The organism is Cellulomonas telluris (assembly GCF_004886325.1).
GTDB lineage: Bacteria > Actinomycetota > Actinomycetes > Actinomycetales > Cellulomonadaceae > Cellulomonas > Cellulomonas telluris.
Genome location: NZ_QXFN01000001.1, coordinates 1,053,970 through 1,072,198, shown reverse-complemented (window position 1 = coordinate 1,072,198; position 18,229 = coordinate 1,053,970). Strand labels below are relative to the sequence as shown.

20 protein-coding genes and 3 tRNA genes are annotated in these 18,229 nt (G+C 76.5%); 9 read left to right on the top strand and 14 right to left on the bottom strand.

Annotation, left to right across the window (positions count from 1 at the left end; all coding sequences use genetic code 11):
- Nucleotides 1–22: 22 nt before the first annotated feature.
- Nucleotides 23–931, bottom strand: coding sequence for an LLM class flavin-dependent oxidoreductase (locus tag FB586_RS05130; protein ID WP_136518179.1), 909 nt, complete (start codon nt 929–931; stop codon nt 23–25).
- A 94-nt stretch (nt 932–1,025) separates the two neighbouring features.
- Between FB586_RS05130 and FB586_RS05125 the strand changes: the two genes are divergently transcribed.
- Together FB586_RS05125 and FB586_RS05120 are read left to right on the top strand one after the other, a co-directional pair.
- Entirely contained in the window at nt 1,026–1,976 is a 951-nt protein-coding gene (locus tag FB586_RS05125) for a LysR family transcriptional regulator (protein ID WP_136518178.1), read from the top strand.
- Between the two features lie 58 nt (nt 1,977–2,034).
- Entirely contained in the window at nt 2,035–3,189 is a 1,155-nt protein-coding gene (locus FB586_RS05120) for a S1 family peptidase (protein WP_136518177.1), read from the top strand.
- Between the two features lie 92 nt (nt 3,190–3,281).
- Here FB586_RS05120 and FB586_RS05115 read toward each other — a convergent pair whose 3' ends face one another.
- Complete coding sequence (locus FB586_RS05115; RefSeq protein WP_136518176.1) at nt 3,282–3,644, bottom strand: metallopeptidase family protein; 363 nt, start codon at nt 3,642–3,644, stop codon at nt 3,282–3,284.
- A 133-nt stretch (nt 3,645–3,777) separates the two neighbouring features.
- Here FB586_RS05115 and FB586_RS05110 point away from each other — a divergent pair.
- The 6 genes from FB586_RS05110 (at nt 3,778) to FB586_RS05090 (ending at nt 5,344) form a co-directional block, all read left to right on the top strand.
- Nucleotides 3,778–3,850: transfer RNA gene (locus FB586_RS05110), tRNA-Glu, on the top strand.
- 63 nt (nt 3,851–3,913) lie between these two features.
- Nucleotides 3,914–3,987 (top strand) — tRNA-Asp (locus FB586_RS05105).
- Between the two features lie 39 nt (nt 3,988–4,026).
- Nucleotides 4,027–4,099 (top strand) — tRNA-Phe (locus FB586_RS05100).
- Nucleotides 4,100–4,339: 240 nt separating this feature from the next.
- Nucleotides 4,340–4,495, top strand: coding sequence for a hypothetical protein (locus FB586_RS19310; RefSeq protein ID WP_168800453.1), 156 nt, complete (start codon nt 4,340–4,342; stop codon nt 4,493–4,495).
- Between the two features lie 127 nt (nt 4,496–4,622).
- The gene (locus FB586_RS05095) at nt 4,623–5,057 is read left to right on the top strand and encodes a phage holin family protein (protein ID WP_136518175.1); all 435 of its coding nucleotides are present in this window, start codon (nt 4,623–4,625) and stop codon (nt 5,055–5,057) included.
- On the top strand, nt 5,054–5,344 hold the full coding sequence (locus FB586_RS05090; RefSeq protein WP_136518174.1) for a DUF3618 domain-containing protein: 291 nt from the start codon (nt 5,054–5,056) through the stop codon (nt 5,342–5,344). The genes FB586_RS05095 and FB586_RS05090 overlap by 4 nt, the downstream gene beginning before the upstream one ends.
- A gap of 329 nt (nt 5,345–5,673) precedes the next feature.
- On the opposite strand, the gene FB586_RS05085 is transcribed toward FB586_RS05090, so the two are convergent.
- A complete protein-coding gene (locus tag FB586_RS05085; protein ID WP_136518173.1) occupies nt 5,674–5,883 on the bottom strand; it encodes a BldC family transcriptional regulator in 210 nt (69 codons plus the stop codon).
- A gap of 798 nt (nt 5,884–6,681) precedes the next feature.
- Here FB586_RS05085 and FB586_RS05080 point away from each other — a divergent pair.
- Entirely contained in the window at nt 6,682–6,894 is a 213-nt protein-coding gene (locus tag FB586_RS05080) for a DUF3073 domain-containing protein (protein ID WP_136518172.1), read from the top strand.
- A gap of 374 nt (nt 6,895–7,268) precedes the next feature.
- Here the strand turns inward: FB586_RS05080 and purM are convergent, their stop codons facing one another.
- The 11 genes from purM to FB586_RS05025 all read right to left on the bottom strand — a co-directional run bounded on the left by purM (nt 7,269) and on the right by FB586_RS05025 (nt 18,069).
- Nucleotides 7,269–8,393, bottom strand: a complete 1,125-nt coding sequence (purM, locus tag FB586_RS05075) for a phosphoribosylformylglycinamidine cyclo-ligase (protein ID WP_136518171.1) — start codon at nt 8,391–8,393, stop codon at nt 7,269–7,271.
- Entirely contained in the window at nt 8,390–9,937 is a 1,548-nt protein-coding gene (purF, locus tag FB586_RS05070) for an amidophosphoribosyltransferase (RefSeq protein ID WP_136518170.1), read from the bottom strand. Before purF ends, purM begins: the two co-directional genes overlap by 4 nt.
- Nucleotides 9,938–9,979: 42 nt before the next feature.
- A complete protein-coding gene (locus tag FB586_RS05065) occupies nt 9,980–10,423 on the bottom strand; it encodes a histidine kinase (protein WP_246036455.1) in 444 nt (147 codons plus the stop codon).
- 14 nt (nt 10,424–10,437) lie between these two features.
- A complete protein-coding gene (locus FB586_RS05060; RefSeq protein WP_136518169.1) occupies nt 10,438–10,815 on the bottom strand; it encodes a sterol carrier family protein in 378 nt (125 codons plus the stop codon).
- Between the two features lie 63 nt (nt 10,816–10,878).
- Nucleotides 10,879–11,376, bottom strand: a complete 498-nt coding sequence (locus FB586_RS05055; RefSeq protein WP_136518168.1) for a pyridoxamine 5'-phosphate oxidase family protein — start codon at nt 11,374–11,376, stop codon at nt 10,879–10,881.
- Nucleotides 11,377–11,509: 133 nt separating this feature from the next.
- Nucleotides 11,510–12,898, bottom strand: coding sequence for a glycoside hydrolase family 6 protein (locus FB586_RS05050; RefSeq protein ID WP_136518167.1), 1,389 nt, complete (start codon nt 12,896–12,898; stop codon nt 11,510–11,512).
- 201 nt (nt 12,899–13,099) lie between these two features.
- The gene (gene rsgA, locus FB586_RS05045) at nt 13,100–14,149 is read right to left on the bottom strand and encodes a ribosome small subunit-dependent GTPase A (protein WP_136518166.1); all 1,050 of its coding nucleotides are present in this window, start codon (nt 14,147–14,149) and stop codon (nt 13,100–13,102) included.
- A gap of 86 nt (nt 14,150–14,235) precedes the next feature.
- Nucleotides 14,236–15,054 carry a M15 family metallopeptidase gene (locus FB586_RS05040; protein ID WP_136518165.1) on the bottom strand — a complete coding sequence of 273 codons (819 nt, stop codon included), beginning with the start codon at nt 15,052–15,054 and terminating at the stop codon, nt 14,236–14,238.
- On the bottom strand, nt 15,051–16,583 hold the full coding sequence (locus FB586_RS05035) for an RNB domain-containing ribonuclease (RefSeq protein WP_136518164.1): 1,533 nt from the start codon (nt 16,581–16,583) through the stop codon (nt 15,051–15,053). The genes FB586_RS05040 and FB586_RS05035 overlap by 4 nt, the downstream gene beginning before the upstream one ends.
- Before the next feature lie 71 nt (nt 16,584–16,654).
- Nucleotides 16,655–17,404 (bottom strand): class F sortase, encoded by a 750-nt coding sequence (locus FB586_RS05030; protein WP_136518163.1) that lies wholly within the window; start codon nt 17,402–17,404, stop codon nt 16,655–16,657.
- Nucleotides 17,401–18,069 carry a DUF4142 domain-containing protein gene (locus FB586_RS05025; RefSeq protein WP_136518162.1) on the bottom strand — a complete coding sequence of 223 codons (669 nt, stop codon included), beginning with the start codon at nt 18,067–18,069 and terminating at the stop codon, nt 17,401–17,403. Before FB586_RS05025 ends, FB586_RS05030 begins: the two co-directional genes overlap by 4 nt.
- Nucleotides 18,070–18,229: the final 160 nt, after the last annotated feature.

Here is an 18,229-nt window from a genome sequence, read left to right as displayed (position 1 = left end):
CGCCCCCGTGCGGGCCTCGCGGTCAGCGCGCCGCCGGCTCCAGCGCCTGCAGGCGGGGCAGCATCGCGGCGAACCGCTCCAGCTCCCGCTCGGACCCCGCGTAGACCCCGCGCTCGCGCGGCCAGTGCACGACGACGTCGCCGAACCCGAGCGCCGCCGCGCGCTCCACGCCCTCGGCCGCGAGACCGGCGTCCCGCAGCGAGAACACGGGCGCACCGTCCAGGCTCAGCCAGCGGGGCACCCGCACGCCGGCCGCCCGCTCGACCTCGTCGAACGCCTCCGCCATGCGGGCCAGCCCCTGCCACCACGCCTCCTGGGCGTCCGCCTCGTCGCCCGCACCCACGCCCGTGCCGGGACCGTAGGTCGCCCACCCCTGCCCGTGCCGCGCGGCGAGCGCCATGCCCCGCGGGCCGTTCGCGGCGACGACGAAGGGCGTCCGCGGCCGTGCCAGCGTGCCCGGCACCATGCGGGCGGCGTGCGCCTCGTAGAACTCCCCCGCGTGGTCGGTCACCGGCTGTGTCAGCAGGGCGTCCAGGACCTCGACGAACTCCGCGAAGCGCCGCGTCCGCTCCCCGCGGGCCGGCGCCGGTCCCAGCACCCCCGCGTCCCACCCCTCGCCGCCCGCGCCCACACCGAGCACGAAGCGGCCGCCCGACACGTCGTCGAGACCCATCACGTCCTTGGCGAAGGGCACGGGGTGCCGGAAGTTCGGGGACGCGACCCAGGTGCCCAGCCCGATGCGCTCGGTGACGGCGGCGGCCGCGGCCAGCAGCGGCACGGTCGCGAACCACGGCTCGTCCGCGAGGTCGCGCCAGGCCAGGTGGTCGTAGGTCCACGCATGGTCGAACCCGAGCCCCTCGGCGCGCCGCCAGCGCTCGCGCGCCCGCGACCAGCGCTCCTGCGGCAGCAGCACGATCCCGATCCTCACCACGCCCCGCACGCTAGCGGAGCGCGTGTCACGCGCCACAGCACCGGAGTGCTCTCGGGTCGTGACACCGCCGCCCGGCCGACCTACCCTCGACGGGATGGACCTCGAGGTGCGACACCTGCGGATGGTCGCCACGGTGGCCGAGCACGGCAGCGTGACGAAGGCGGCGGCGGCCCTGGGGCTGGCCCAACCGGCGCTCAGCGCCCAGCTCTCCCGGATCGACCGCACGCTCGGCGGCGCGGTGTTCGTCCGCGACCACCGCGGCGTGCGCCCGACGCCGCTGGGCACGCTCGTGCTCGAGCGCGCCCGGACCCTGCTGCCCGCCATGGACGCGCTCGTCCTCGACGCGCACCGCCTGGCGCGCGGCGACGACGGGCCGGACGGCCTGCGCGTGGCGGTCGTCGGCTCCGCGCTCGCGGCGGCGTTCGCGCGCCGCGTCGACGGCGCCTGCCCGGGACGCACCGTGCTGCGCACCGCCTGGTCGGCCGCGGCCGCGACCGCCGAGCTCGCCTCCGGGACGCACGACGCCCTGCTCGCCGGCATGTGCGCCGACGCGCTCCCGCCGTCGGCCCCGGGCGTGCACTGGCGCCTCGTCGGGACGGACGCGGTCCAGGTGCTCGTGCCGGCCGGTCACCCCAGCCCGGACGAGGCGGACCTGACGACCTTCGCGGACGAGCGCTGGTTCACCGCGCCGGGCGACAGCTGCTTCGCCGCGTGCTTCGCGGCCTCCTGCACCCGGGCGGGGTTCACGCCGCGGGCCCCCAGCGAGTGCGAACGGTCCGCCGGGCTCGAGCTCGTGCGTGCCGGTGCGGGCGTCGGGCTGGCGCAGCCCTTCGGGTCGCGACCGGAAGGCGTGCGGGCCGTCGCGCTGCGCGGACGTCCGCTCGCGTGGTCCACCTGGCTCGCCGTGCACGAGGGCGTCCCCGAGGCGCTGCGCGCGGCCCTGCTGACGGCGGCGCGGACGGCGCGGGCCGACGGGCTCGAGGCGGCGGGCGGCGTGCGGGACCCCCGGACGGCGTCGTATGACCCGATCGGTATGCCCGCTTGACGGCTGTCACTCCGTACCGTCACAGCACGGTCGTCCCCCACGAGAGGCAGCCCTCACCATGACCCTCACCCGCACCCGGCGCGCGGCGCTCTCCGGCGCCGCCGCGCTCGCCCTGCTGCTCGGCCCGCTCGCCGCCGGCAGCGGCGCCGCGGCCCCCGCGTCGAGCGGCCCGGCCGGCACCGCCGCCGTCCCTGCCGCCGACGTCCCCGCCGCGATGCTCGACGCCCTCGAGCGCGACCTCGGCGTCCCGCGCGAGAAGGCGCTGCAGCGCCTGTCGTTCCAGTCCGACGCCGCCACCCGCGTCCGCACCCTGTCCCAGGCCCTCGGCGACACCTACGCCGGCGCGTGGGTGGACCCGGCCCGGGGCACCGTGCACGTCGCGTCCACGGCGCCGCAGCGCGTGCGCGGGCCCGTCGCGCAGGGCGTCACCGCCGTGCCGGCCGAGCGCTCCCTCGCCGAGCTCGAGTCGATCGGCGCGCGCCTCGACGCCGCGGGCCTGCCCGCGGACGTCGCCACCTGGTACGTCGACGTGCCGGCCAACGAGGTCGTCGTCGAGGCCGTGGGCTCCGCCACGACGGCCGCGGCGGACCTGGTCGCGGCCGCGGGCGTCCCCGCGGACGCGGTCCGCGTGGAGTCCACCCCGGCGGCGCCGCGCACGTTCCTCGACGTGGTCGGCGGCAACGCGTACTACATCAACAACGCCTCGCGCTGCTCCGTCGGCTTCGCCGTGCAGGGCGGATTCGTGACGGCCGGCCACTGCGGCCGCACCGGTGCGACGACCACCAACCCGTCCGGCACGTTCCGCGGCTCGTCCTTCCCCGGCAACGACTACGCGTGGGTCCAGGTCGCCGCCGGCAACGCGACGATCGGCGCCGTCAACAACTACTCCGGCGGGCGGGTCGCGGTCCGCGGCTCCCAGCAGGCCGCCGTCGGCGCCTACGTGTGCCGCTCGGGCAGCACGACAGGGTGGCGCTGCGGCACCGTCCAGGCCTACAACACCTCGGTCCGGTACGCCGAGGGCACCGTCAGCGGCCTCATCCGCACGACGGTCTGCGCGGAGCCCGGTGACTCCGGCGGCTCGCTGCTCGCCGGCAACCAGGCGCAGGGCGTCACGTCCGGCGGCAGCGGCAACTGCCGCACCGGGGGCACGACGTACTTCCAGCCGGTGAACGAGATCCTCCAGGCCTACGGCCTGCGGCTCGTCCTGGGCTGACCGGCCGCCCGCACCGCGCCCCGGGACGCCTCCCGCGTCCCCGGGGCGCGCGTGCGTCCCGGGGCGCGCGTGCGTCGGCAGGTCACGCCGGGTCAGCCCCAGCCGAGCGCGTGCAGGCGGTCGTCGTCGATGCCGAAGTGGTGGGCGACCTCGTGCACCACGGTGACCGCCACCTCCTCGACGACGTCGTCGCGGTCCTCGCACAGGGCGAGCGTGGGGTTGCGGTAGATCGTGATGCGGTCGGGCAGCGAACCCGCCGCCCAGAACTCCCCGCGCTCCGTCAGCGGCGTGCCCTCGTACAGGCCCAGCAGCTCGGGGTCGTCGGCCGGGGCGTCGTCCTCGACGAGCACGACGACGTTGTCCATCATCGCCGCCAGCTCCGGGGGGATCTCGTCCAGGGCGTCCCGGACGGCGTCCTCGAACTCCTCGCGCGTCATGTCGACCACGGGGACCATCCTCTCGCGGGCCCGCCGGGCGCCGCGTCCTCGCAGGTGGCGCGGACCACAGCGGCTCGCTTTGGAGTTCCGGGCACCCACCCCGTATGGTTATCACCGGTCTTCCGACGCCTCGACGTCCGGGGCGGACAACGCCCTCATCGTCTAGCGGCCTAGGACCCCGCCCTTTCACGGCGGTAGCACGGGTTCGAATCCCGTTGGGGGTACGGACCCTGCGAGAGCAGGATCAGCAGTAGGCAGTAGGTTTGGAGCGGTCACGGCCGCTTCAAGGCCCCGTAGCGCAGTTGGTTAGCGCGCCGCCCTGTCACGGCGGAGGTCGCGGGTTCAAGTCCCGTCGGGGTCGCTGCGAGGGCCGGTCTTCGGACCGGCGCTCTCGCTTCGAGGCTCTGTAGCTCAGTTGGTAGAGCGTTCGACTGAAAATCGAAAGGTCACCGGATCGACGCCGGTCGGAGCCACACCAGACGGCCCCGCGGGACGCCCGCCGGGGCCGTCGCTCTGTCCGGACCCGGGACGCCACGAGCCCTCACCAGAGCCCTCCCCGGCGCCGCCCGCCCGCAGACCCTCCACGGCCGCGGCAGTGCGAGCACCCCCCCACCGCGCGCAGGACGTCCGGTTCGGGACCCACGTCCCGGCCCCACGGCTCCCGGCGCCCCTAGCGTGGTGCGCACCGCACACCCCCCACGAAGGACCGTCCCGTGACGACGACCACCACCGAGCGTCCGCAGCCGCGCCCGCAGGACCCGCGCACCCCCGGCACCCCGTGGCACGAGACCGGCCTCACCGGCCCCGTCATCCCCGTGCCGCCCACCACGCACCCCGCGGGCGACCTCGTCCACCCCTGGGTCGACTGACCGCCCGGCTCCGCGCCGCCCCCGCACCCCCTGCGGGGCGCTGACCTCGCGCGACGGCGGAGGCACCGGCAGACTGAGTCCTCCGGCACCCGCCCCGAGCGGGGCAGATCGCAGGAAGGTCGTGGTGATGGTCACGCACTCCGGGTGGGCGAGCGACGCACGCCCCGACGCACCTCAGGACCACAGGTCGCTGGGTCAGCTCGTCAGCGACCTCAGCGAGCAGGCCTCACGCCTCGTCCGCGCCGAGATCGACCTGGCGAAGGCCGAGATGGCGGCGAAGGCGAAGCAGGCGGGCATCGGCGCGGGCCTCCTCGCCGGCGCAGGCGTGCTGGGCCTGTACGCGTTCGGCACGCTCCTCGCGACGATCATCATCGCGCTCGCGAACGCGATGCCCGCCTGGTTGGCCGCGCTCATCGTGACCGTGGTGCTGCTGGCGGTCACGGGCGTGCTGGCGCTGCTCGGCGTCAAGCGCCTGCAGAAGGGCGTCCCGCCGACGCCCGAGCGGGCCGTCGAGAACGTGCACGAGGACGTCGAGGCCGTGAAGAAGGGGTTCGGAGGATGAGCGACGACGAGGCGACGAAGATCACCACGCCGAAGATCAGTGAGCTCGAGGCCGAGGTCACGCTGACCCGCGGCCAGCTGGCCTCGACGGTCGACGCCCTCGCCGAGCGGCTGGACCCTCGCGTGCAGAAGGACCGGCTCGTCGCCGACGGCAAGCGCCTCGTCTTCGACGCGACCGACGAGGCCGCCCTGCCCGAGGACCGGGCCCGGGCGCGCAAGGTCCTGGCGGTGGCGGGTGCGGTCGCCGCGCTGGTCCTCGTCGGGATCGTCCGCAAGGTCACCCGCTAGCCGACCGGCCGGGCGCCCGCCGCCGGCCCGGCACGGTGCAACGACCACGAGGGGCCGCCGACCGCCGGTCGGCGGCCCCTGTGCGTGCCCCTGGACCTGCCTGCCCACGGACCGGCGAGCGGCCAGGACCACGCACGGCGCGCGGGGCGCGCCCGCGAACGACGGAGGGCCGCGTCGGCTGGTGCCGACGCGGCCCTCACGGCTCTCGCGTGCGCAGCGTCCCCGCGACGCCTCAGGTCCTCGTCACGGGCAGACCCCTCCACGGCGCCCGGTCGCGCACTCCCCCGCGGTGCGCGCGCTCCGGCGCCGGTGGCCGATGCCCGTGGTGGTCAGGCCGTCTGGCGCGGCTGCGGAACCCCGTTGAGGAGGTCACGGACCTCCGACTCGCGGTACCGGCGGTGGCCGCCGAGCGTCCGGATGGACGAGAGCTTGCCGGACTTGGCCCAACGCGTGACCGTCTTCGGGTCGACCCGGAACAGGGTCGCCACCTCGGACGGGGTCAGCAGGGTCTCCGACTCTGGCGAGTGTGCGGCGGACATGGATCCCTCCTTGTCGGTGCAGCCCGACGACGGGTGATCCCGTCGATCCGGACCTGGGGTGAGGTCGCGTCGTTGCGCCACCTCAGCATGAACGAATCTGACACATGCGGCACTCCCGGACACAACGCCGAGGCCCGTGCCGGCCCGCTCCGCCCCCGTCGCTCACCGCGGCGGGCACGGGTGAGCGCTGTCCAGATCAGCGTAAACCTCCCGAATCCGGACAGCCAGCCAGCACGGCACGAACCGCCGACGCGCCTGCGCACACGGGGCGAGGAGGCCGCCGGGGCCGGCGGTCCGCGGGTCCGCTCATGCCCCTGACCAGCGGCGACGCGGCGCAGCGGGGAGGCGGACAGGTGGGTCCGCGCATCGTTCACTCGAACGAGTCAGTGGTGCGACCGTTTTCACCCAGTCGGCTGCGCCACATCCGACTTATGCGTATCAGTAAGTGGGACGGAGCGCCCGGTGGCAGCGGACCGCCGAGGCCGCGTCACGCCAGCCGCGGGGGCGAGTCACAGACCGGTGCGCCGCGACCCGTGCCGCTCGCACGTCGCTGGCGCTGCGCACCGCCTCCCCATCCCACGGCCGGCCCACCCCGCCCGGCCCGGCACCGCCGGCGCCGAGGCGGCCACCGGGCCCCGGACGGCACGCCCGACGTGACGTGCGCCCCCTCCGCCCCCGCAGGTGGCTGGAATGGATCGCGAGCATGTACCGTTGCCTCACGAAGAGACTCAACAGCACCCGGGGCCGCTCGTGTCAGCACGGAGCCGCCCCGCTTCCACGTTAGAGGGGGTCGATGCCATGGGGCGCGGCCGTCAGAAGGCAAAGCAGACGAAGGTGGCTCGGGAGCTGAAGTACTTCAGCCCGGACACCAACTACCGGGCTCTCGAGCAGGAGCTCACGTCGCGCAGCCGCAACGATGTCGTCACGGAAAGCCGCCGCAGCGCGGTGGACACGGACGACGACGACCCCACCACGTGGGACCGCTGGTCCACGGGGGACGACGAGCGCTGACGCGGTCGGCACCCCGGTGCCGGTCCCGTAGGCCCTCGCCCGGGTCGACCGCCGGGTCACGAGCAGCGTGCTCGGCGGCGTCACACGATGCTGCCTCCGTGCGCCGTCCCGCACGTCGCGGGACGGCGCACGGTCGTGTCGTGCGCCCGACGACCTCGCGACGTCCGGGCACTGCGACCGTCCTCGCGCCCTGACAGGGGCCGACGGTGGGGTCCCTAGCCGTCGCCGGGCGTCGAGCCGGCCTGCCGCGGCGCGCTGCCGGGTGCGCCGCCAACGTGGCGCGGCTGCCGCCGTGCGGGCCCGTCGCGCGGGGTCCTGCACGTGCCCGGGGGACGCCGGCACGCCGGTCGCCCCGGCGTGCGACCTCCCGGTGCTCAGCCCGCCCGGTACGCGCCGTGCAGCCGCACGGCGCCGCCCTGGACGCCCTTCGTCCCGGCGACGAGATCGCCCGAGGACGCGTCGTCGTCGCCCGGCGTGCGCACGGTCCCCAGCACCCACGCGGGCAGACCGCGGTCGCGGGCGGCCGTCTGGACGGCGTCCGCGACGTCGGGCGCGACGATCGCGACCATGCCGACGCCGAGGTTGAGCGTCCCCTCGAGGTCACCCCACGGCACCTGCCCGAGCTGCTGCACGAGGCCGAACACCGGCGGCAGCTCCCAGGAGGCCCGGTCCACGTCCGCGACGAGCCCCGCGGGCAGCACCCGCGCGACGTTCGCGGCGAGGCCGCCGCCCGTCACGTGGCTGAACGCATGCACACGGTCGGCGCCGAACTCCTCGACGAGCGCGAGGCAGTCCGCGGCGTAGACGCGCGTCGGCTCGAGCAGCTCCTCGCCCAGCGTGCGGCCGAGGACGTCCACGTGCCGCTCCAGGCCCCAGCCGGCGACCTGGACGACGCGCCGCACCAGCGAGTAGCCGTTCGAGTGCAGGCCCGACGAGCCGAGCGCGACGAGCACGTCCCCGCTGCGCACCCGCTCGGGGCCGAGCAGCCCGTCCGCCTCGACGACGCCCGTGGCGGCACCGGCGACGTCGTACTCGTCCGGGCCGAGCAGGCCGGGGTGCTCCGCCGTCTCGCCGCCGACCAGCGCGGTGCCCGCGACGGAGCACGCCGCGGCGATGCCGCGCACCACGTCCGCGATCCGCTCGGGCACGACGCGGCCGCACGCGATGTAGTCGGTCATGAACAGGGGCCTGGCGCCCACGACGACGATGTCGTCGACCACCATGCCGACGAGGTCGAACCCGATCGTGTCGTGCACGTCCAGGGCCTGGGCGACCGCCACCTTCGTACCGACGCCGTCGGTCGAGGTGGCCAGCAGCGGACGCCGGTACGCGGTGAGGGCGCTCGCGTCGAAGAGGCCCGCGAAGCCGCCGACGCCCCCGAGCACCTGCGGGCCGTGCGTCGCCCGCACGGCGTCCTTCATGAGCTCGACGGCGCGGTCCCCGGCCTCGGTGTCGACGCCCGCGGACGCGTACGTCACGGGCTGCGTGGTGGCGTTCACGGGTGCTCGAGCGCGGTCGCGCCACCGGACGTCGGGACGATCGAGAGCAGGCCGTCCTCGGGCGCGCCGAGGGGCAGCTCGTTCTGCTCGAGGAGGTTCTTGCCGAGCCGGTCCGCGGACGGCAGCTCGATCGGGTACCGGCCGCTGAAGCAGGCCGTGCACAGCTGCGTGGCGGGCTGCTCGGTCGCCTCGATCAGCCCCTCCTCGGAGATGTAGCCGAGCGAGTCGGCGCCGAGGGACTGCCCGATCTCCTCGACGGCGAGGCCGTTGGCGATGAGCTCGGCCCGCGAGGCGAAGTCGATGCCGTAGAAGCAGGGCCACTTCACCGGTGGCGAGCTGATGCGCACGTGCACCTCGGCCGCACCGGCCTCGCGGAGCATCCGCACGAGCGCGCGCTGGGTGTTGCCGCGCACGATCGAGTCGTCGACGACGACGAGCCGCTTGCCGCGGATGACGTCGCGCAGCGGGTTGAGCTTGAGCCGGATGCCGAGCTGGCGCAGCGTCTGCGACGGCTGGATGAAGGTGCGGCCCACGTAGGCGTTCTTCGTCAGGCCCTGCCCGAACGGGATGCCGGACTCGGTCGCGTAGCCGACCGCGGCGGGCGTGCCGGACTCGGGCACGGGGATGACGAGGTCCGCCTCCACGGGGTGCTCCTGCGCGAGCCGGCGGCCCATCGCGACACGCGCGGCGTGCACCGAGCGGCCGTTGATGGAGGTGTCCGGGCGCGCGAGGTAGACGTACTCGAAGACGCACCCGGCACGGTCGACGGGCGCGAACCGCTGGGAGCGCAGGCCGTCCGCGTCGATGGCGATGAACTCGCCCGGCTCGACCTCGCGCACGAACGACGCCCCGACGATGTCGAGCGCCGGCATCTCGGACGCGACGACCCAGCCGCGCTCGAGCCGGCCGAGCACGAGCGGGCGCACGCCCTGCGGGTCGCGCGCGGCGTACAGCGTGCGCTCGTCCATGAACACGAGGCTGAACGCGCCACGCAGGCGCGGGAGCACCTCCATGGCCGTCGACTCGAGCGTGTGGTCCGGGTCGCCGGCGAACAGCGCCGTGATGAGCGCCGTGTCGGTCGTGTTGCCGCGCGCGAGCTCCCCGCGGCGCTGCGGCCCGTACCGCTCCTCGACGAGCTGCACCAGCTCCGCCGAGTTCGTCAGGTTGCCGTTGTGGCCCAGGGCGACGGTGCCGGCCGCGGTGGCGCCGAGCGTCGGCTGCGCGTTCTCCCAGGTCGACTTGCCGGTCGTCGAGTAGCGCGCGTGCCCGATGGCGATGTGCCCCTGCAGGGCGTTCAGCGCGGTCTCGTCGAAGACCTGGGAGACCAGGCCCATGTCCTTGTAGACCAGCAGCTGCTGGCCGTTGGACGTCGCGATGCCCGCGGACTCCTGCCCGCGGTGCTGCAACGCGTACAGCCCGAAGTAGGTGAGCTTGGCGACCTCCTCGCCCGGGGCCCAGACGCCGAAGACGCCACAGGCGTCCTGCGGGCCCTTCTCGTTCGGGAGGAGGTCGTGGTTCAGACGGCCGTCTGCGCGGGGAGCCACACCACCATGGTGGCACACCTCACCGGCGGCGGCCGCGCCCGCTCACCGTCTCCCGCGGGTGCTGCGGCGGTCCGCCGCCAGCGCGAGCACGGCCCCGACGAGCAGCCCGAGCACGGCGCCCGCGAGCGCCGCGAGGAGCCGCACCGTGTTCTGCCCGTCCAGGAACGGCAGCACGCCGACGTCCGTCCCCGCCGTGCCGCGGTCGGGACCGAGCACGAGCGCGAGGACGAGCCCGAGCAGCGCACCGAGCAGGGCGCCCGCGGTGGCGAACGCCCGGTACCGGGGGGCGCGGCGCACGGTCGCCGGGGTGGCGGTCCGGACCAGCTCCTCCTCCGACGGCACCGCCGGCGGCGCGTCCGCGCCCTCGGACGCCGCCTCGTCGGCCGACGCCGGCACGGGCCGCTCGGCGGGTCCGGGGACGGGCGCGGCGCCGGGCTCGGGGGTGGGCGCGGCGGGCCGGTCGTCGTCTGCGTGGGCCTCGGGCACCCGGTGATCCTAGGTCAGCGCTCGCGCGCCGCCTGCAGCGGCAGGAGCTCGGAGAGGTCGGCCCGTTCCCCGGAGGCGCGGACGCGACCGGAGCCGAGCGCCTCGTCCCAGGTGGTGCGCCCGGCGGCGAGCGCGAGCCACGTCGCGGGGTCGGTCTCGACGACGTTCGGCGGCGTGCCGCGCGTGTGCCGCGGCCCCTCGACGGCCTGCACGGCACCGTCCGGCGGGACGCGCACCTCGACCGAGTTGCCGGGGGCGACGTCGGCGAGCTCCTCGAGGGTGAACCGCACGGCGGTGCGGCGGTCGCGGACGGAGACGGCGTCGGGGTCGGCCCGCCAGGCGGCGAGCGCGGCCCGGCCGTCGGCGGGGTCGGTGCGGCGGCGCGGTGGCATGTCCCGATCATCCCCGGCCGCGCGACGGGCCCGCACCGCGGCGCTGCCCGGGGCCGAGGCGGCTCAGTCCGCGGGGGACCCCCGGTACCCGACGAACCACGTCGGCTCGACCCGGTACATGCGCACGTCGTCGCCCCAGGTCGTCGGGTCGGACCCGTAGTGCTGCGCCCAGTGCGCGATCGTCTCGTCCCAGGTCGGGTCCTGGGGGTCGAGGCGCACGGCCGTGCCGTGGCAGAAGACGCCCAGGCGCTCACCGTCCACGTGCGCGACGCTCACCGCGGGGCGTCGCGCCAGGTGCCGCGCCTTCGCCGAGCGCCCGTCGGTGCCGAACGTCCAGCGGCCGTGCAGGAAGTGTCCGTCGACGGCGCTCACGCGCGGCTCCCCGCGCGCCGTGACGGTGGCGAGGGTGAGCACCTTCATGCCCGTGAGCGCGGCGACCACCTGGGCCGCGTCCATGCGGCGCTCGCCGCTGACGATCTCGCGCAGGTGCGCCGTGCCGCCGGCGTGGGACGCCGTCATCAGGGCGTCGAGCGCGGCGATCTCCTCCGGGGTCTCGTGCACGACCGTGACGCTAGACCCGGCCGCCGACACGCGTCCGCGCCCGGCCGCCGTGCGCGCACGGACGCGGCGAGGCCGCGGACGTCACGCAGGACGTCCGCGGCCTCGTCGGTGCTGCGGGACCGGGCCCGTCAGCTCACCACCTGGCGTTGCGGGCGAGCTCCAGGGCGATCTCCTGCCACCACTGGCCGGCCGCCGGGCCGCCGTTGCAGGCGCCGTCGGACTCGCCGGGCAGCTTGATCCACAGCAGCGCGTCCGCGCCCTGGATGCCCGTGCTGGTGGTCGGACGCTCGCCGAGCGCGCGGCCGCGCGGGTTGCACCACTCGCCGTTGGACCCGTTGCCGTTGCGCGACGTGTCGATGACGAACGTCTTCCCGCCGGTCAGCCGCGAGATCTCCTGGCCGTACGCCGCCGTCTCGGCCGTCGTGCGGTAGTTCGAGACGTTGAGCGAGAAGCCGACCGCGTCGGAGAACCCGACCAGCTGCAGGCGGCGGGCCGCCTCGGAGGCCGACAGCCACGCCGAGTGACCGGCGTCGATGTAGACGCGGGCACCGGCCGCGGTCAGGGACTTCGCGGCGTACCGCAGGAAGCCGACGCGGTCGCCCTGGCCGGAGCAGTCGCCGAGCTGGGCGAGCGCGTCGGGCTCGAGGACGACGATCGGGCGGCCCTGGATGCCCTGGGCGACCGTGTCGATCCAGCGCGCGTACTCGGACTCCCCGACGCCGCCGCCGGAGTGCGAGCCGCAGTCACGGCCCGGGATGGCGTACACGACGAGCATCGGGGTCCTGCCGGCCGCGACGGCCCGTCCGGTGTAGTCGCGGACCTCCTGCTGGGCGTGGCTCGCGTCGGCCCAGTTGCCGACCCAGTACGCCTGCGGCGTGAGGGCGATCTTCTCGAGCAGGGCCTTGTCCGTGCCGGACGCCGCCTGCCAGGCGCGGTAGGCCTGCGTGGTCGGGTCGACGTACAGCGAGCCGGCGGGCTGCGGGGCCGGGGTGGTCTGCGTCGGGGTGGGCGTGGGCGTCGGGGTGGCCGTCTGCGTGGGACGCGGCGTGGTCGGCGTCGGGCTCGGCGTGGCCGTCGGCTGCGTCACCGTGCCGGTGCAGACGGTGCCGTTCAGCGTGAACTGCGACGGCACCGGGTTGCTGCCCGACCAGGTGCCGTTGAAGCCGAAGGCGACCGTGCCGTTCGTCGGGACCGAGCCGTTCCAGCCGATGTTGCGGACGGAGGCCTGGCCGCCGGACGTGGTCAGCGAGCCGTTCCAGAGCTGGGTGATCTGCTGGCCGGACGCGAGGTTCCAGCGCAGGTCCCAGCCGTTGAGCGGGTCGCCGAGGTTGGTGATCGTGACGTTGGCGCCGAAGCCGCCCGGCCACTGGCTGCTGATCTGGTAGCTGACGCGGCAGCCGGGTGCGGCCTGGGCCGCGGTGGTGGTCAGGGCGGTGACGCCCGCGGTCACGACCGCGGCGGCGGCGACCGCGGCGGCCAGCCTCCGGCGGACGGTCGTGCCCGTCGTCGTGCGGGGGGACATGTGCGCTCCTCTGGTCCGTCAGGTGGGCTCCGCGCGGTGCGCGGTGAGGGGGCGGCACGCGGTGCCGGCCTCGTCCTCGAGGACCGGCGGGCGCGTGCGATCGCCCCTGAGCAAACCCGACGGGCTCCTGCCGAGGCGAGCGCACGGCGGATCCCTAATCGTTTTGTCACGAAGCGGCACGCCGACGGGCGTCCCGGACGCTCAGGCGCGGGGACGCACGTCGCGGTGGTAGGCGCGCGTCTCGCGCCGCCAGCGCGCGCGCTCCTCGGCCGCCAGCCGCGCATCGGACCGGCGTGCCTGCCACGCCGCCTCGCGCGCGAGGCGCAGCCAGCTGTCGTAGCGGCGCTGCGGCAGCTCCCCCGACTCGACGGCCGCGCGGACCGCGCACCCCGGCTCCGCCGCGTGCGCGCAGTCGCGGAACCGGCAGCGCGCCGCGAGCTCGACCACGTCGGCGAACGTGGCGTCGAGCGCGTCCTCGTCGGCCACCAGGCCGACGCCCCGGATGCCGGGCGTGTCGATGAGCAGCGCGCCGCCCCCGAGCGGCACGAGCTCGCGGTGCGTGGTCGTGTGCCGACCGCGGCCGTCGGCCCGCCGCTCCCCCGTCGCCATGACCTCGCGGCCAGCGAGCGCGTTGACGAGCGTCGACTTGCCCGCGCCCGACGGGCCGACGGCCACGAGCGTCACCCCCGGGGCCAGCAGCGCGCGCAGCGGGTCGAGCCCCGTGCCGTCGGGGACGCTCACGACGTGCACGTCGACGCCGAGCGCCGCACCGGCGATCTCGGCTGCCATCCCGGCCGGGTCGGGCACCAGGTCGGCCTTCGTGAGCACGACGACGGGGGTCGCGCCGGAGCGCCAGGCGAGCGTGAGCAGCCGCTCGACACGGCCCGGCTCCGGGTCGGGGTCGAGGTGCTCGACCACCAGCACCACGTCGATGTTCGCGGCCATCACCTGGGCGAGCGAGGTCCGTCCGGCCGTGTCGCGGACGAGCGCCGTCCGCCGCTCGTGCAGCAGGCTCACGTGCGGGGGCGCTCCGTCGTGCCCGGGTGCGACGTCGACGACGTCCCCGACCGTCGGCGGGACGCGGACGCCGTCGCCGGTGGGCGCGAGGCCGTCGCGGTCGAGCGGGACGCGGTGGGCCTGCGCCTCCGGGGCGTCCGCGGGGACGACCAGGACCGCGCCCCGGTCCGCGCGCACGACGCGGCAGGCACCGGCCGGGGCGGCCGGTGCGTCGCGGGACGGGTCGGAGGACATGCGGCCGACGCTAGGCCGGGGCCCGGTGCCCCGGCCACGGCATTTGTCCCCGGCCCGCCGCCGGGGGCCGCCGGCCGCCCGGGCCGTTAGCCGCCCGCGTACTCCGGTCCGCCGGTGACGCCGAACGCGTCCTCGAGCGACGTCACGCCGTTCGCCGTCATCCACCCCGTCAGCTCGCGGCCGACCCAGCGCAGGTGCCACCCCTCCGGCGCGTACCCGGTCACCGCCGTGTTCTCCTCCGTGTACCGCACGAGCAGCCCGAACTCGGCGGCCCGCTGCGCGACCCACACCCCCTCCGGGGTCGTCGCGAAGCACGTCTGCAGGTTGCACGACGGGGTCGACCCGCTGTCCACGTCGACCGCCAGGCCCGTCTGGTGCTCCGAGTGGCCCGGACGTGCGCTGTACCGCTCCGCGTGCGCGAAGCCGCGACGCGCCTCGATCGCCGCCCGGGCCGCCGCCTGGTCGGAGTAGGAGCGGTAGCCGCTGCGCAGCTCGAGCGCGACACCCTCCGCCCGGGCCGCGGCGAGCATCGCCGCGACGTCCGCGGCGGCGACCTGACGGAGCTGCACGCCCTCCACGTCCACGAGGTCCGGCGGCACGTGCTCCGCCGGCAGGGGGTGCTGCTTGTTCACGACCACCCACGGCGAGGACGGGTCGCTCGTGGAGTACCGCGTCAGGTCGAAGGCCGGCGTCGGCGTGGGGCTCGCCGCGTCGGTGCGCGCCGGCACCGGCGCCGGGACCACCGCTGCCGACCAGGGCCGCGGCTCCTGGGTGCGCTCGAGAGCGGTGCCGACGCTCAGGGCCGTGTGCACGCGCGGCCAGGCGACGCCGACGACGGCGGCGAGCACCGCGAGCGACGCCAGGACGGCGGTCACCACGGTCCGGCGTGCACGGTGACGGTTCACGCGGGCGATGCTAGGGGCGATCCGGGACGAACCGGACGCTCGACCGAGAAGGCCACCCGACGGTGTGGCACCGATGCCTCCACGAGGCGGGCGTCCACCAGGCGGCCGAGCGGCAGCGGACCGTCCGCGGTGACGCGCGCGCGGACCGCCGGCTCACGCACCTGCAGCTGCCCCCGGGTGCTGCCGTCACCCCGCTCGTCGACGTCGACCACGGCGCCGCGGAACGTGCGGCCGACCGCCGGTGCGAGGACCACGGCCTCGACCAGGTCGAGCGCCCCGCGGTCGAACGCGCCGGCCCGCCGTCCGGTCTCCGCCATCACGGCCGGCAGCGCGGGCAGCGCGTCGCGCACCCACGGCGGCACGTCGCGGCCCGCCACGACGGCGAGGCACACCTCGGTCCCGTACCGGTCGACGAGGCGGCGCAGCGGGGCGGTGACGTGGGCGTACGGCAGCCGCATGGCGGCGTGCTCGGCGGCGTCGCCGGTCGGCACGGGCGCACCGTCGGCTCCGCCGAATGTCGCGTACCCGGCGCCGCGGAACAACGACGTCGCCTCGTGCAGGAACGCCGCGTGCGCCGGCCGCGCGGAGTCGACGCGCGCGAGCACCGCGGCGTACGGCTCGTCCTCGCCCCAGGCGATGTCGAGGGCGGCGGCGGTCCGCCGCAGCCGGGCCACGTCGTGCGGGTCCGCCGGGGGCAGCGTGCGCACCACGCCGACGCCCGCCTCCAGCATGATCCGGGCCGCCACGGCTCCCGTGAGCAGCGACACCTGCGCGTTCCAGCCCTCGACCGGCAGGGTCCGGCGGAACCGCAGGGCCCAGCCGTCGCCCTCGCGCACGACCTCCTGCTCCGGCACGTCGAGGGACACCCCGCCCCGGGCGCGCTCACGCTCCTCGCGCAGCAGGCCCACGGCGCGCACCCCCGCGAGGACGTCGTCGGCCGTGCCGTCGTCCAGCGCGCGCTGGGCCTCGTCGTAGGACAGCTGCGCGCGGCTGCGCACGAGGGCGCGCTCCACGTGCACGTCGGTCGGCTCCCCGTCCGCGTCGAGGTCGACCCGCCACAGGGCCGCCGGGCGCACCTGGTCCGGCAGGAGGCTCGCGGCGGCCTCGGACAGCACCTCGGGGTGCAGCGGGACGCGGCCGTCGGGTGCGTAGAGCGTGGAGCCGCGGCGGCGCGTCTCGGCGTCGAGCGCTCCGCCGGGCCGGACGAACGAGGCGACGTCCGCGATGGCGTAGTGCACGCGCCAGCCGCGGCCGTGCCGGGCGACGTGGACGGCCTGGTCGAGGTCGGTCGAGCCGGCCGGGTCGACGGTCAGGAGCGGGAGGTCGGTCCGGTCGACCCGCTGCGCGAGCTCGGGCCGGTCGGCCGCGTCCGGCGCCGCACCGGCGCGGGCGGCGTGCTCGGCCTCGGCGAGCGCCGGCGCCGGCCAGGCCGCGTCGACGCCCACCTCCGCGCGCAGGGCGTCGAGGCCGGCCGCGACCTCCGCGGCGTCGGCGGGGGCGGCGGCGAGACGGACGGGGCGGCCGGGCACGCGCCGACTCTAGGCGCCGTCGTCCGGGTCCGCCGGTCGCGGCGGCGGGGGGCCGCGACCGGGGGTCCGCCTCAGCCGACCGGGTCGGCGAGGAGCACCACGTTCTCGCTGTAGTGCCGCGTGCGCCGGTCGAACGCGCCGCCGCACGTGACGAGGACGAGCCGGTGCGGGCCCGCGGCGGCGAACAGCTCGTCCGGCAGCGGGGCCGACTTGGGCAGCACGCGGCGTTCGACGAGCCGGTACGCCACCGTGCCGCCGCGCCCGTCGCCGACCTCGACGACCGCGCCCAGGGGTGCGTCCAGGACGTCGGCCATCACGCCGGGACCGGTGACGGTGTCGACGTGGCCGGCGAGCACGAGGGAGCCGGCGGGTGCACCGGGGGTGGCGCCGGCGAGCCACCAGCCGACGGCGTCGGGCGCCTCCGGGAGCTCGAGGGCGCCGCCTCTGCCGACGCCGACCGGGACGACGGCGACGTCCACCGCGGCGTCGGGCACCCGCAACCGGTCGGGGGCGGGGACCAGCGGCGGCACGGGGGGCGCCGGGGCGGGGGGCGGGGTCGGTGCCGGCGGGGCGGGCACGGGTGGGGCCGCCGCGGGCGGGGCCGGGTCCGGCGGGGCCGGTGCGGGTGGCGTCGACGCGGGCGTGCCGGTGCCCGTCCGCCCCGGCGCGTCGGGGACGACGCCCGTCAGGGAGGCCGGCGCCACGTCGAGCCGCGGCGGTGCCGTCGCCAGCCGCACGCCCGCCGTGAGGCAGACGGCACCCAGCGCGGCGGTCGCCACGAGGGCGAGCCGCCGCGCCGGGCGCCGCGGTGCCGTGCTCATCGTCGGGTGGTCGCCCCGACGGTGCGGCGGGAGCGGACGACGAGCCCGGCCGCCCCGGCCAGGAGCAGGCCGCCCACGAGCGACAGGGCCAGGCCCAGCGGTCGCTCGGACGCGGCCGCCTGCCCGCCCGTCCCGGCGGGGACGGAGTCGACGCCGAGCTCCTGTGCGAGCGCCAGCGCGTGGTCGAGGTGCCGCTGGACCACCGGCGCGGACGCCGTGGCGAGGTCCTTGACGGCCTGCTCGGCACCGCCGGCGAGCTCCTGCTCGCCGAGGGCGAGCGTCGCGCGGTGCGACTCGATCTGCAGGTACAGCCAGGCGGTGTCGAAGTCCTGGCCCTCCTCGGCCTGGACCTCCGCGAGTGCGGCCTGCTGCTCGGGCGTCGGGGCGTCGGGCAGGGTGACGCCGAGCTGCTGCGCCACGGCGGTGACCTGCGCGTCGAGCGCCTGGTGGTCCGTGATGAGCTGCTGCCCCATCTCGCGGACGCCCGGCGTCGTCGCCTCGGCGAGCGCGGCCTGGCCCGACGCGATCTCCGCGAGGTTGGCTTGGTGCGCGCCCACGAGGAACTGCTGGTCCTGCGCGTTGGGTGCGGCGGCAGCGGGGGTGGCGGCCAGCGCGAGGCAGGCGGCCGCGGCCACGAGGGCCGCGACGGTGCGGGTGGTCTTCATGGTGGTCCCTCCGGTGGCGGTGCGTGGACGTCCACGGTCCGTCACCCGTGCGGGCGTCGCCCGGCCGGGGGCGTTTCCGGCCCCGCGACCCGCCGCACGCAGCCCGAGAGGACGACAGGGGCCGCCGGAGATCCCGGCGGCCCCTGGTGGTCGCGTCGCG